Source organism: Gilliamella sp. B14384G10 (assembly GCF_016101685.1).
GTDB classification, from domain to species: domain Bacteria; phylum Pseudomonadota; class Gammaproteobacteria; order Enterobacterales; family Orbaceae; genus Gilliamella; species Gilliamella apis_A.
In genome coordinates this window covers 36373-50855 of sequence record NZ_JACFQA010000002.1, presented here as the reverse complement: position 1 = coordinate 50855, position 14483 = coordinate 36373, and the positions used below count along the sequence as shown (strand labels likewise).

The following is a 14483-nucleotide window of genomic DNA, read 5'->3' as shown; positions in this document are numbered from 1 at the left end:
ATGAAAAAGATATCTGTTCTATTTTTACTTAGTCCATTGTTACTTATAACTGGGTGTTCGACAACGCCAGAACAATGTGACCCAACTAATACTAACATAGGTATTATGGATAAAATTAGCTGCAATTATTCAGGTAACTATCAAGCTCGTATTGATAAAAAAGAGCAAATTTTAGAGAATGAAAAACGAGCTAATGCACAATTCAGAGAAATTTATGCAACGATTGAAAGACAAAAAAATTCGACTTCATCAAGTGTTAAACAAAAGCAAGCACAGTTGCAAAAGTTAAAAAAAGAATTGACTCAATTAACTAATGAAGTAAAACAAAAGGCTAAAAATCGTGATGATTTACAAGCACAAGTTAATGATATTGAGCAACAGTTGAAGAAAGTTAACAATTCCAATTCATCTGAACTTGAAAAACAAGTTGAATTAGATAAGTTAAATAAAAAACTTCAACAGCTACAAAAAGCTTTAAATTTAGGTAAATAATTTAGCAATGCAACGTATAACAAGAGTTATATTTGATCAGGGTGAATCTGATAAGATTTCTTTGTTAAAAGAATATAATTCTTTGTTAGTATTGCTAAAGAATAATTTAACTGAGCGAACATTTTCAATTTTAGGTCAGCCAAAGTTAATTGATAATAATCAATATATTGGTTGGTATAGTAATTTAGAAGGGCAACCTATTTTACTCAATGATATTGAAAATGAAGAACATAAAAAACAGATAGAAAAAACGCTGAATACACGAATTAATGACCTTGAACTCGTAATCAAATCAATGTCATTGACAAGAGAGGAACAAGCTTTAATATCTGCATGGTTACCGAGAATAAAAAACTCAGGAAATACCATTTATGTAATTAATGATGAACCTGTTATTGTTAATTCATTTAAAGCTCCGATTTTACCTGAACCTACAGCAATACCACCTACATCAAAATCATTTTGGCGTTGGTGGTATTTTTTATTACTCGCACTGTTTTTAATTGTATTGCTTGGTTTTATTTGGTTCTTTTTTTGTCCTTATGGCAAAGAAAAAGCATCAGATTCTCCATCAATAATGGCACAAAATACAGAGAAAAATAGAGTTGAATCAACCCCAGTAGTTAAACAAACTAATGTTTTAGAACCAAAAAACGAAACTGTAACAGAAGTTAAGAATTGTATAACTAAAGAAGAAGCTACTAATAAGATATCGGCTTCTAAAATGGTGATAATATTTGATAATTCAGCCTCAATGACTTTAACCTTGATGGAATCACAAGAAAGTATCGATAAATATTTAAAAAGTAATTTTTATTCGATGACAGAAAAAGAAGCCGAAGCTTATGAAAGAAAAATGACCAGATTACCTAATCGTTTATCAAGTAGTAAAGAAGTAGCATTAACCAGTATTGATAAAATACAGCAAAATATAGATATTTCTCTTGTCACGTTAACAAGTTGTCCGGCTGCACAAACTACATCATTCTATCCTTATGAAGATAGAGAAAAATTAAAAAGTAAAATTAAACGGTTGCAGCCATTAGAATATAATAGTGCGACGCCATTATATAGTGGTGTTATACAGGCAAGTAAAATGCTTGATGGTATTAATCGTGATGATTATATATTAATTATTAGTGATGGTGAGGATAATTGTACTAAAAGTAATATATGTACTCTTGCTAATGAAATAGCCACAGCGCAACCTCGTTTAAAAATTAATATTGTTGATATTGCTGGACAGCATAAAATAGATTGTGTAGCAAAAAGCACTGGCGGTAACGTTTATATAGCTCAAAATCCAACCGAGCTTATTAAACAAATGAGTAATGCCGTTTCAGATATGAATATTAGTAAACCTATTTGTAAATAAGATATAATAATTTTGATTTAATTGACAATTTATAAATTAAATATTTAGCTAACTAATAGACTTTTATAAAGACTTTTTAATTAACAAGGAATAAGTTGAGAGATGCAAAGAATAACTCGTATTGCTTTTGATCATAGTAACATAGACAAGATGCAGTTACTGGAACAGTATAATTCTTTACTTTCAATACTTAAACCTCATTTGACCGCAAGAACATTTTCAATTTTTGCTTCATCAAGATTAATAGAAAACAACCAATATATTGCCTGGTATACTGATCTTGAAGGCCAACCTGTATTGCTTAATGATATAAGTGACTCGTCGCAAAAAGCAGTAATTGAAGACGCCTTACATACTCGAATCAATGATATTGAGACTACAGTCAAATTAATTCCCTTAGATCATCAACAAAAAGCTTTAGTGTCTTCATGGTTATCAAGAATTAAAAATCCAAATAATCAAATTTATGTAATTAATAATGAACCAGTTATTATTGATACTTTTGAGCCAATTGTATTACCTGAACCGCCAATTGTCGCACCAAAAAGTTTTTGGCGATGGTGGTATACCTTAATTTTAGTTTTACTTTTATTATTAATTTTAGGTTTGATATGGTTCTTTTTTAATCCTTTCAAAAAGACTAGCAAGGTGGAACCAATCGTCGAACCAGCGATTACACAACCAATTGAACCGAAAAAAACGGAACTAACCGTTGAATTTGCAAAACAACCAGAACTTGTCATTAAACCTAAACCTGAATTAAAACCAGAACCACAGGTTTCAGAGCCACAACCTGTAGTTGTACCTGACCCAACACCAGAGTCGGTTAGCAAATCAGAACCTAAACCACCAGCGCCAAAAGTAAAAAATCCACCAAATTGTATTACTAAGGAAGAATTGGTAAAAAATTCTAATCCATCCAAAATGGCGTTGATCTTTGATAATTCTTTATCCATGACGGTAACATTAGCAGAGCCTCCTTCACAAGTTCAGCAATATTTTAATTATTTAACCCATGGCTACCCTAGCTATATGCCTGCATCAGAAAGAATTGCGTATGAAAAAAGGATGTCTCGACTACCGACTCGTTTATCAACCAGTAAAAAAGTAGCATTGACTAGTATCGATAAAATTCAACAAAATATTAATATAGCATTAGTGGCATTAAATAGTTGTTCAGCGGCAGATACAACACCATTTTATAATTATTCCGGCAGAGGCGCTTTAAAAAGTAAAATTAATCGATTAACACCAAGTGCAGCTGGTGGCGGAGGTACACCACTTTATAGTGGATTAGAGAAAGCAAGTAAAATGCTTGATGGTGTAAAACGAGATGATTATATCCTTATAATTAGTGATGGCGATGATAACTGCACAAGAAGTAATATTTGTACTCTAGCTAATTATATTGCAGCTCAAAAACCTCGACTCAAGATAAATATCGTTGATATAGCGGGTGAACATAAAATAGATTGTGTAGCTAATGCTACTCGAGGCAAAGTTTATATCGCACAAAGTCCTAAGGATATGATTAGACAGATGAATAAAGCGGTATCTGATTTAAAAATTAATCGTCCTGTTTGTCAGTAAACAGATAAATAAAATTGATAATACCAAATGATTAGTACTAGATTTTACTCAATAGCTATCTTTAAGAAAAATAATTAATAAAAATAGTAAAAAAACCAGACGTAAAGTCTGGTTTTTATTGATTAAATAATCGTTATTAAAAGTCTAAGTTAGCTGCTTTTAATGCATTTTCCTCAATAAATAGTCGGCGAGGTTCGACTTCATCTCCCATCAATGTGGTAAACAATTGATCTGCTTCAATTGCATCTTTAATGGTAACTTGCAACATACGACGACTGGTTGGATCCATGGTTGTTTCCCATAATTGTTCGGGGTTCATTTCTCCTAAACCTTTATAACGTTGGATTGTTAATCCACGGCGAGATTCTCGAATTAACCAATCAACAGCCTCTTCAAATGAGCTCACTGGTTGTTTTCGTTCGCCTCGTTGTATAAATGCACTTTCTTCAAGTAAATCTTTCAATTGTGAGCCTAAATGGCAAATATTTCGATATTCATTACTATGAATAAATACTTGATCTAAAGCATAACTGGTATCAACTCCATGTGTTCTTACTTTGATTACAGGTATATATAACTCTGCTTTTTCATTGTAATCCGCACTATAATGGTAGCTACTGCCGTGTTGTTCTTTATTTGATAATTTTTCAACAATTGATTTTGCCCAGTATTCAGATTTTTGTTGGTCTTTTAAAATATCTTCATCTAATACTTCTTGATAGACTAATTCTGATAACAATGCTCGAGGATAGCGACGTTCCATTTTAGTAATTAGTTTTTCAACTTTTTGGTATTCAGCAATTAATTTTTCTAAAGCTTCACCGGCTAAAGCAGGGGCATGATCATTAACATGTAGTGATGCATCTTCCAAAGCTAGAGCAATTTGGAATTGAGTCATTGCATCATCATCTTTAATATATTGTTCTTGTTTGCCTTTTTTAACTTTATAAAGTGGTGGTTGTGCAATATAAACATAACCTCGTTCAATAATTTCAGGCATCTGACGGTAGAAGAAGGTTAACAATAAAGTTCTAATATGTGAACCATCCACATCCGCATCAGTCATGATGATAATGCTGTGATAACGCATTTTATCTGGATTATATTCATCACGACCAATACCACAACCTAAAGCAGTAATTAAAGTTGCAACTTCTTGAGACGAAAGCATTTTGTCAAAACGGGCTTTTTCAACATTAAGGATTTTACCTTTTAAAGGTAAAATTGCTTGATTCCTGCGGTTACGTCCCTGTTTTGCAGAACCACCCGCAGAGTCCCCTTCCACTAAGTAAAGTTCTGATAAAGCTGGGTCTTTTTCCTGACAGTCAGCAAGTTTACCTGGTAAGCCACCTAAATCTAAAGCACCCTTACGGCGTGTCATTTCTCGCGCTTTTCGTGCTGCTTCGCGAGCTCTAGCAGCATCAATAATTTTGCCAACCACAATTTTGGCATCCGATGGATTTTCCAGTAAATACTCGGCTAATTTTTCACCCATTACTGATTCAACTGCTGATTTTACTTCAGACGAAACCAATTTATCTTTGGTTTGTGATGAAAATTTAGGATCTGGTACTTTTACTGATACTACTGCAATTAGTCCTTCACGTGCATCATCACCAGTAGCACTGATTTTAGCTTTTTTGCTATATCCTTCAGCTTCCATGTAGTTATTTAATGTACGCGTCATTGCTCCACGGAAGCCAGCTAAGTGGGTACCGCCATCACGTTGAGGAATATTATTGGTAAAACAATAGATATTTTCTTGATAGCCGTCGTTCCATTGTAAAGCAACTTCGACACCAATATTATCTTTCTCAGTACTAAAATAAAAAATCTTCGGATGGATTGGATTTTTATTTTTATTTAAATATTCAACAAATGCTTGAATACCACCTTCATAATGGTAGTGTTCACTTTTACCGGTTCTTTCATCTGTAAGTTTTATTGAAACACCAGAATTTAAAAATGATAATTCACGTAATCTTTTAGCTAAATGATCGTAGACAAACTCGATATTAGAAAAAGTTTCTGGGCTTGGCCAGAAGCGAACATAAGTACCAGATTCGGTTGTTTCACCAATTACTTTTAGCGGTTCTTCTGGTACACCTAAATGATAAGTCTGTTTATGAATTTTACCTTCACGGTAAATAACTAATTCTAATTTATCCGATAATGCATTTACAACCGAGACACCAACACCATGTAAACCACCAGAAACTTTATATGAGTTATCATCAAATTTACCTCCGGCATGTAAAACGGTCATAATAACTTCTGCAGCAGAAATACCTTCTTCTTCATGGATGCCGGTAGGTATTCCTCGACCATCATCTCGTACTGAAACAGAATTATCAGGATGGATAGTAACTTCAATATGGTGACAATAACCCGCTAATGCTTCATCAATGGCATTATCTACCACTTCAAAAACCATATGATGAAGGCCTGTACCATCATCAGTATCACCAATATACATTCCTGGACGTTTTCGAACCGCATCAAGTCCTTTAAGTACTTTAATGCTTGAAGAATCATAAGAGTTAGACATGGATTTCTCGACTTGTTTAATTATTTATATCATTCTATATATTTAAGAAATTATACCAGATTTTATGTGAAAAATCTTATCATTTTCATCGATCATATGGGTAATTTGCTCTTGATTAACCGCTGTAATAAAAACTTGAGATTTAGCTGATTTTAATCGTTTGGCTAATAGATTACGTTTATTTTTATCAAGTTCAGAAGCAAAGTCATCTATTAAATAAATACATGATAATCCAGTTTTTTCTGAAAAATATTCACCTTGTGATAAACGTAATGCACACATAAGTAATTTTAGTTGTCCACGAGAGAGTAGATCTTCAACTGAAATATTATCTATACGTAATTTTATATCGGCTTTATGTGGGCCTAATGAGGTATAGTTAATGAATTTATCTCTCTCAAATTGTCTATATAAAATATCAGAATAATTCACCCCATATTCCCAGCCTTGATAATATTGGCAATTAAGTTGATACTCAGGTAAAAAATTCCGACAAGTTTCTATAATTTGCGGAAATATATTTTGACTATAATCAGCTCTAATTTGACTGATTTTTTCGGCAATTGGTATTAGTTCTTTATCCCAAGGTAATAATTGATTATAGTTAGACGATTGTTTTAATAATGCATTTCTTTGTTTAAATAACCGTTTTAAATTGTTCCATAATGATACAAATTCTGGGTAATGATGAAAACATCCCCAGTCTATAAACGCTCGACGATATTTTGGACCTCCAGTAAGTAAATCAAATCCTTCTGGAGTAATTAGTTGAATAGGTAATAGCTTAGCCAAGTCAGTTAATCGAAATCCCTCATCACCGTCAATTTTTATCGTATTATCATTATTTCTTGTTTTTGATAATCCTATTGTACGAATTTGTTGCGATGACTCTATTTGGCTGAATAAAACTAACTGAGGCTTTTCATGTTGTATGATCCTATTCGATTGAATATGTCTAAATGCACGGCCATGGCCGAGCATATAAATAGCCTCAAGTAGACTAGTTTTTCCACTACCATTATCACCAACTATATAGTTGAAATGATTTGATAATGATAATTCAGCGTAATCAATGTTTCGAAAATTATGGATTTTGATTTGTGAAAGAGTCATGTTGGTAAAGTTTCCGGCCGAAACCGGAAGTTTGATAGATAGTTATTATAAGCGCATTGGCATAACAACATAAGTAGCTGATTGATTATTGATATCTTCAATTTGCACACTGGATGTTGCATCCGTTAATAATAATTGTACACTATCACATTTTAATGTGTTTAATATATCTAATAAATAAGTCACATTAAAGCCAATTTCAAGCTCTTGTGATTCATATTTTACATCAATCACTTCTTCCGCTTCTTCTTGTTCAGGATTATTTGCTGTGATTTTTATTTGGTTATTATGTACATATAATCTTATACCGCGGAATTTTTCGTTTGAAAGAATTGCCACTCGTGATAACGCATTTCTAAGTTCTTCGCATGAAACTTCAAGTGGTTTATCCGGATTACGCGGCATTACACGTTTATAATCAGGAAATCTTCCATCAATAAGTTTTGAGGTAAAGGTAAAATCACCAAGATTAACACGCAAATTATTATTACCAATCTGCATATTTACCAGTTCATCGTTGTCACTAACCAGTTTAGCTAGTTCTATTACCCCTTTTCTAGGTAAAATAACTGAACAGGATTCAGAGATATTTTGACCTACGGGTTGAGCACACACAGCTAAACGGTGACCATCTGTCGCAACGGTTTTTAATAATCCATCTTCGATCTCAAATAGCATACCATTTAAATAATATCTGACATCTTGATTAGCCATTGAAAATTGGACTGCATCAATAAGTCGTTTGATTGTCTTTTGTGGTATAGATAGATCAACATCACTTTGCCAATTTTCTAAATTAGGAAAATCTGTAGCCGGTAATGTGGCTAAGGAAAATTTACTACGCCCAGATTGAATGATTAATCGATTATCGTCAACGCTTATCGAAATTTGGGCATTACTTGGCAGATTTCGGCAAATATCGAGGAACTTTCTTGCCGGAACTGTTGTTGCCCCAGGCTCACAAGGTTCGGTTAAAGGAAGATGGGATATCATCTCTATCTCTAAATCGGTTCCGGTCATAGATAGTGTATTATCGATGACTTGTAATAATAAATTACCTAAAATAGGTAAAGTAGGGCGACTGCTTAACGGTGCGCTAACAAGCTGTAAGGGCTTAATAAGTTTTTCACGATCTATAATAAATTTCATAGTGTTAATTCTTTTTTAAGTTGATAATGTTCTAATTAAATTGGAATAATCCTCTTTAATATCATTGCTTTCTTCTTTCAATTCTGCAATTTTTCGGCATGCATGTAATACAGTTGTATGATCTCTACCGCCGAAACCATCTCCAATCTCTGGGAGGCTCTTATTCGTCAACTCTTTTGCTAACGCCATCGCGACCTGTCTTGGTCTTGCAACTGAACGGGAGCGACGTTTTGATAATAAATCAGAAACTTTGATTTTATAATATTCAGCAACCGTTTTTTGAATATTTTCAATAGTAATCAATTTTTCTTGCAAGGCAAGTAAATCTTTCAAAGCATCTTTCACAAAATCAATAGTGATAGATTTACCTGTAAAATTGGCATTGGCAATCACTCGATTCAATGCTCCTTCTAATTCACGTACATTTGAACGTAAGCGTTTAGCAATGAAAAATGCTACCTCTTCAGGTAGTTTTATATTATTTTCTTCTGCTTTTTTCATTAGAATAGCAACGCGAGTTTCCAGCTCCGGCGGCTCGATAGCAATGGTTAAACCCCAGCCAAATCTTGATTTTAAACGATCTTCAACGCCATTAATTTCTTTTGGATAACGATCAGAAGTTAAGATAATTTGTTGATTACCTTCTAATAATGAGTTGAAAGTATGAAAAAATTCTTCCTGAGATCGTTCTTTATTAGCAAAAAATTGTATATCGTCAATAAGCAGAGCATCAACAGAACGATAATAATTTTTGAATTCTTCAATAGCATTATTTTGTAGTGCTTTTACCATGTCTTGCACAAAACGTTCAGAGTGCATATAAACCACTTTGGCATTGGCTTTACCTGCCATAATCCCATTACCAACTGCATGTAATAAATGGGTTTTACCTAAACCGGTTGAACCATATAAAAATAATGGGTTATAAGCTTTTCCTGGATTTTCCGCTACTTGTTTAGCTGCTGCTACAGCTAGTTGGTTAGATTTACCTTCAACAAAACTATTAAACGTATGTTTATGATTAATTCCCGAATAGTAAGTATGGTTATTATTGCTTTCTTTGGTTGTTTTCCAAGCAGGAATAACGTCAGATTTAGATTGGTTAACTTCGGATTTTTTTTCTACAGATAGAGTGGAGCCGACTTCAAGGTATAATTTTAATGAATCATTACCTAAAAGTGTGTTCAATAACTGTGAAATAGTCGTTAAATATTTATTTTTGACCCAATCTAATACAAATCTATTAGGCGCATAAATATATAGTTTATTCTCAATCATTTCTGCTTGCAACGGGCGAATCCACAAGTTGAATTCTGTTGTTGGAAGGGCTTCTTGTAATTGAGAAAGACAATCTTGCCAAATCGCAGTAGGCACGGCTACTCCTTTAACTAGGATACTAACAATATTGTGTTGATTATAATCTTTTTTGTGGATAATTTATAGCTTAAAAGCAAGATATAATTTATTAATTAACAAAATATATAAATAGAAAACCCAGCTTAAAGCTGGGTTTTAGGAGATATCATTAATCAACAATTATTATTTTGTTTGATCAATTACTTGAACTTCTTGAACGTTACGTGCTTTAACTTCAATTTCAACGCGACGATCTGGTGCTAAACATGCTTTTAAGTTAGCGCCACGAAGTGCATTACATTTAGTACCAGTAACTGGTTGTGATTTACCCATACCACGTGAAGTGATAATTTCAGCAGGCACACCTTTTTGTACTAAGTAGTTTAATACAGTTTGAGCTCGACGTTCTGATAGTTTTTGGTTGTAGTTATCTGAACCAATACGGTCAGTATGACCAATTACTACGATAGCACTTTGAGATGGGTTAATTTTAACAAGCGTTGCTAATAAGTTATCAAGTGCTTGGCGACCTTCTGCTTTTAAGTCAGCTTTTGCATAAGCAAATAACACATCTTCATTTAAAACATAACGGTTTACTTCAGTTTTGATTTCAACAGGAGCTGCAACCGCTGGTGAACCTAAACGGTAAGTGATACCTAAGCTCACAGTACCTGCGTCTGGAGATGCATCAGTTTTAGTATGAATATGTTGAACATATTGATATTCTAAACGAGTTGAGAAGTTTTCAGCAAAACGATAATCAAGACCTAAAGCATAAACAGGTGATAAATCTGTTTTTGTTCCGCCTTTACCGTATGCTTCTTTAACATCACCACCATTTTTCCATTTAGCAATAGTTACCATTCCACCCGCGCGGCCATAGATATCTAAATCGTCAGAGATAAATGATAATGGATAGCTTAATTTACCAGTTAAAGAAACGCCTTGAGCTGAAATTTTGCTATTACCTGCTTTGCTATGATCATATAGGTCAGTTCTTTTATATTTTGCAGAACCTAACCAGTCATAACCTAATTCAAATGCTAAGTAAGGATTAGCTTGAAAACCTAAGAATGCACCGCCAGCAATATTACTGCGATTAGAAGTTTTAATGCTGACATCATCAAAAGCACGAACTTTTTTTGCATCTAATTTATAAAGTTCTGACCAACCTAATTTAGCACCTGTATAAAAAGTGTTGTCTTCATATGCTGCATTAGCGGCAGTAGCGGTTAAACTTGCAACTGCAATTGCTAGAGCTAGAGTTGTTTTTTTCATTTTTTGCCTCAACTTATTTGTTGTTATAGACGTTGTTTAATTTGATTTTATTATTTAAATTTACTTCTTATAAATAGATATTACTAATAATTATGTTACACATAATCTAACATTAATTATAGCACATAAATTGCGCAAAGCTAGATAGAATAATTTTACATTGTATAAATTAAATAGCTTAAATTGCATTAATTAATTTTATTAATTGTAATATATAAATCATTTATAGAGTTAGATAACGTATTGGCCATAATGCAAAAATCCGCTTCGAGTCGTTTATCAAACTCATCAGAACCAATATCTTCATTTTCGTCCATTATAATAGAATCAAATTTTACTTTTTTCAATGTTAAGTCTGGGTTGATAATAAAATTGATACCACGTTCATCAATAATTTTAAGTTTAGTTACCCACTTACCAGAATCTAAGTGAACTAACATTTCGTCACTAGTGATATCTTGTTTTTTGCAGTTAATAATTCCATTACCTTCAAGTGGATCTTTTAATTCAGCTTCATCACCTAATATAAAAGGAGGAAAATTTAACTTTTCTTTAACCCAAGTAGTCATTATCTTTTCAAGTGGTTTATCAATTGATAATGGAGTTAATGCTAAAGATCCTAGCTCTTTACGTAAGATTGCTAAAATATCTTCAGCTAGTTTAAAACTACTACAATCAATAATAATTCTTTTATTTTCAGTATCGATCCATAACCAATAATGGTTATATTTACTAAATGCTCTAGGCATTAAATCGATCATCACCTCATCTTTTAATGTCGCTTTTTCATTTTTGCTGAGTTTTCGACTTAATGCTTTCTCTTGTTTGTCAATTTTATCAATAAGTGCTTGTTTAATTACTGGCGCGGGTAATATTTTAGTTTCTTTTTTAATCCGTAACAGTAAATGTCCTTGCATATCAATAATGAAATCATCTAAGTTATTATCATTATAAGGCGAAACCCATCCCATCTTAGTGGTATCTAAATTACCGCACGGCGAAAATGAAGCCGATTTAAGCGCTTGTTCAATAGTTTGTTTATTAAGTAAATTGTCATTATTAAGTTGGTAAATAATTGCGTTTTTAAACCAAAGCATAGTGTTATATTTCCAAAAATTTGCTTTATGAAGTTTATTTTATCATAACGATTTATAATAAAAATTTCATAGACGATGATTTATTATCGCCTTAGTAATAATATTTGATAAGAAATTCTTTAAAATTTATAAGATACACCCATATAAATCGATGTTACCGTACTATCATCAACCATTGGGCTATCGGCTGCATCGCCTGTTAGTTTATCAATATGGACTCCACCAAAGGTTGCAATATTATCTGTTAACGAATATTGAGCAGCAATTTCAAAGTAAGGCGTAAAAGAGCTATCAGCATTGAAATAACCTAAGCCTGAACGTGCAGATTCTTTGTGCGAGATTCCATAATAATAGTCATTATGTTTACGATTTGCCCAATTTATACCGATAGCAGGTGCAACTATCAAATTATCTTCAATATAAGGCACAGTATAATCAGCATTAACTAAAATACTATTACTATTATCAAGGATATCAGCGCCAATACTACTAGAAAAAATCCCCCAATTGGTATTAAGTGAATATTCAATATCAGCCAGTAGGGTTGAGTGGCGACTATCGAGCTGTTTTAGTTTATGATTATCAGAATCGTGAGGTTTAAATTCATTCGCTAAATAGCGAGCGCCAAAGGATAGGCTTTGATTCTCATCATTGAGTGCATAAACTCCAGCAGAAAGATCATCAATAAAAAACGAGCCATTGTCATAATCAATGTGTGGTATAGGATAGTAGTTTGAACTATAACTTTTATATGGTGAAGTTGACCAACCTAAACCGATTCCCAATGAGGTAGGTTCTGCTGATACAATTTGCGTATATCCTAGAGAACACATTGATAATAGCGAAATTATACAGCTTATTCTTTTCATTTTGATACCTATTCATAGTGATATGGTTTACAAGAGTTATTGTGATTTCTTTATCTCAAGTCTGTCGTCACAAAATCTATACAGTAATTGTACATTGTTACAATCACTTTTCTCCGATAATAATGCCACATTTTGTCATATTTGAATATGGATTAGTGAGATAAATTATGAGTAAACCAACTAAAGAAATGATTAACAGTCGCCCTGACGACGCAGTATTATTAGCTGATGAAGCAAAATATTGCTCATTTGGCGATACTGTGCATTACGTTGAACCACCAAAGATTTTTGATGGCTGTGAAGGTAGCTACATGTATGATAAAGAAGGTAAAGCTTTTCTTGATTTACAAATGTGGTACTCAGCTTGTAACTTTGGTTATGCCAATGAGCGTCTAAATAACGTACTTAAAAAACAAATCGATACTTTACCGCAATGTGCGAGTCAGTATCTTCATCCAACTAAAATTGAACTAGCAAAAACTATTGCTCAAGGTATGGAAAAACGATTTGGTTACCAAGGCCGTGTGCATTTTAATGTTGGTGGTTCACAATGTATTGAAGATTCATTAAAAGTGGTTCGTAATGCGACTGGTGGTAAATCTTTAATGTTTGCTTTCCAAGGTGGCTACCATGGTCGTACTCTTGGTGCATCATCAATTACTTCAAGTTATCGTTATCGCCGTCGTTATGGTCATTTTGGTGATCGTGCAATGTTTGTTCCTTTCCCATATCCATTCCGTCGCCCTAAAGGAATGACTTCAGAAGAGTATGGTGAACATTTAGTTGCTGAATTTGCTCGTTTATTTGAAACAGAATATCACGGTGTTTGGGATCCTAAAGTAGGTCAAGCTGAATATGCTGCTTTCTATGCCGAACCTTTACAAGCAACAGGCGGTTATATTGTCCCTCCTCGTAACTACTTTAAAGGTTTGAAAAAAGTTTTAGATCAATATGGTATTTTATTAGTCGTTGATGAAATCCAAATGGGCTTTTATCGTACAGGTAAACTATGGTCAATCGAACACTTTGATGTTAAACCTGATGTAGTGGTATTTGCCAAAGCATTAACTAATGGTTTAAATCCACTAGGTGGGTTATGGGCTCGTGAAGAGTTAATTAATCCTGAAGTATTTCCTGTTGGTTCAACACATTCAACTTTTGCTTCAAATCCATTAGGTACTGCGGTTGGCTTAGAAGTATTAAAAATGACTTCAGAAACCGATTACGAAAAAATGGTGATGGAAAGTGGTGCATACTTCCTTGAAGGATTAAAAACACTTGAGAAGAAACATAAAGAAATTGGTGAGGTTGATGGCTTAGGTCTTGCACTACGTGCTGAGATTTGTACCGATGACGGTTTTACAGCTAATAAAGCATTAGTTGATAAAATGGTTGATATTGGTATGTCAGGTGATCTTGATTGGAAAGGTAATAAAATGGGCTTGGTGCTTGATATTGGTGGTTATTATAAAAATGTTATCACTTTTGCTCCTTCATTACATATTACTCGTCAAGAAATCGATCAAGGTATTGAATTACTTGACCAATTAATTACTCGAGCTAAAAAAGAACTTTAAGTCTTAAAGCAAAATAATCCCGCTAATATGTGTTAGCGG

At 33.3% G+C, this 14483-nt stretch carries 11 protein-coding genes; 4 read left to right on the top strand and 7 right to left on the bottom strand.

Annotated elements, in window-relative coordinates:
- From H3T54_RS04495 to H3T54_RS04485, 3 genes are all read left to right on the top strand, one after another.
- A complete protein-coding gene (locus tag H3T54_RS04495) occupies positions 1-492 on the top strand; it encodes a hypothetical protein (protein ID WP_110447011.1) in 492 nt (163 codons plus the stop codon).
- Between the two features lie 7 nt (positions 493-499).
- A complete protein-coding gene (locus H3T54_RS04490) occupies positions 500-1867 on the top strand; it encodes a VWA domain-containing protein (protein ID WP_198221188.1) in 1368 nt (455 codons plus the stop codon).
- Positions 1868-1969: 102 nt separating this feature from the next.
- Positions 1970-3457: a VWA domain-containing protein gene (locus H3T54_RS04485; RefSeq protein WP_198221186.1), complete on the top strand. Its 1488-nt coding sequence runs from the start codon at positions 1970-1972 to the stop codon at positions 3455-3457.
- A 136-nt stretch (positions 3458-3593) separates the two neighbouring features.
- On the opposite strand, the gene gyrB is transcribed toward H3T54_RS04485, so the two are convergent.
- The 7 genes from gyrB to H3T54_RS04450 form a co-directional block, all read right to left on the bottom strand.
- The gene (gyrB, locus tag H3T54_RS04480; protein ID WP_110447014.1) at positions 3594-6005 is read right to left on the bottom strand and encodes a DNA topoisomerase (ATP-hydrolyzing) subunit B; all 2412 of its coding nucleotides are present in this window, start codon (positions 6003-6005) and stop codon (positions 3594-3596) included.
- A 42-nt stretch (positions 6006-6047) separates the two neighbouring features.
- Positions 6048-7118 carry a DNA replication/repair protein RecF gene (recF, locus tag H3T54_RS04475; RefSeq protein ID WP_198221184.1) on the bottom strand — a complete coding sequence of 357 codons (1071 nt, stop codon included), beginning with the start codon at positions 7116-7118 and terminating at the stop codon, positions 6048-6050.
- Positions 7119-7163: 45 nt separating this feature from the next.
- Complete coding sequence (gene dnaN, locus H3T54_RS04470; protein ID WP_198201637.1) at positions 7164-8267, bottom strand: DNA polymerase III subunit beta; 1104 nt, start codon at positions 8265-8267, stop codon at positions 7164-7166.
- Positions 8268-8282: 15 nt separating this feature from the next.
- Positions 8283-9641 carry a chromosomal replication initiator protein DnaA gene (gene dnaA / locus H3T54_RS04465; RefSeq protein WP_198221182.1) on the bottom strand — a complete coding sequence of 453 codons (1359 nt, stop codon included), beginning with the start codon at positions 9639-9641 and terminating at the stop codon, positions 8283-8285.
- Between the two features lie 165 nt (positions 9642-9806).
- Positions 9807-10901, bottom strand: a complete 1095-nt coding sequence (gene ompA / locus H3T54_RS04460) for a porin OmpA (protein WP_198201635.1) — start codon at positions 10899-10901, stop codon at positions 9807-9809.
- A 188-nt stretch (positions 10902-11089) separates the two neighbouring features.
- Positions 11090-11998 (bottom strand): recombination-associated protein RdgC, encoded by a 909-nt coding sequence (locus H3T54_RS04455; protein ID WP_198221180.1) that lies wholly within the window; start codon positions 11996-11998, stop codon positions 11090-11092.
- 119 nt (positions 11999-12117) lie between these two features.
- Positions 12118-12867: a MipA/OmpV family protein gene (locus tag H3T54_RS04450; RefSeq protein ID WP_198201633.1), complete on the bottom strand. Its 750-nt coding sequence runs from the start codon at positions 12865-12867 to the stop codon at positions 12118-12120.
- A gap of 167 nt (positions 12868-13034) precedes the next feature.
- Between H3T54_RS04450 and H3T54_RS04445 the strand changes: the two genes are divergently transcribed.
- Positions 13035-14444: an aspartate aminotransferase family protein gene (locus H3T54_RS04445; RefSeq protein WP_086356644.1), complete on the top strand. Its 1410-nt coding sequence runs from the start codon at positions 13035-13037 to the stop codon at positions 14442-14444.
- Positions 14445-14483: the final 39 nt, after the last annotated feature.

Coding starts and splice junctions, on each gene's coding strand:
- H3T54_RS04490 (WP_198221188.1), top strand. CDS start 500: ATGCAACGTATAACAAGAGTTATATTTGATCAGGGTGAATCTGATAAG.
- ompA (WP_198201635.1), bottom strand. CDS start 10,901: ATGAAAAAAACAACTCTAGCTCTAGCAATTGCAGTTGCAAGTTTAACC.
- H3T54_RS04495 (WP_110447011.1), top strand. CDS start 1: ATGAAAAAGATATCTGTTCTATTTTTACTTAGTCCATTGTTACTTATA.
- H3T54_RS04450 (WP_198201633.1), bottom strand. CDS start 12,867: ATGAAAAGAATAAGCTGTATAATTTCGCTATTATCAATGTGTTCTCTA.
- gyrB (WP_110447014.1), bottom strand. CDS start 6,005: ATGTCTAACTCTTATGATTCTTCAAGCATTAAAGTACTTAAAGGACTT.
- H3T54_RS04485 (WP_198221186.1), top strand. CDS start 1,970: ATGCAAAGAATAACTCGTATTGCTTTTGATCATAGTAACATAGACAAG.
- dnaN (WP_198201637.1), bottom strand. CDS start 8,267: ATGAAATTTATTATAGATCGTGAAAAACTTATTAAGCCCTTACAGCTT.
- recF (WP_198221184.1), bottom strand. CDS start 7,118: ATGACTCTTTCACAAATCAAAATCCATAATTTTCGAAACATTGATTAC.
- H3T54_RS04445 (WP_086356644.1), top strand. CDS start 13,035: ATGAGTAAACCAACTAAAGAAATGATTAACAGTCGCCCTGACGACGCA.
- H3T54_RS04455 (WP_198221180.1), bottom strand. CDS start 11,998: ATGCTTTGGTTTAAAAACGCAATTATTTACCAACTTAATAATGACAAT.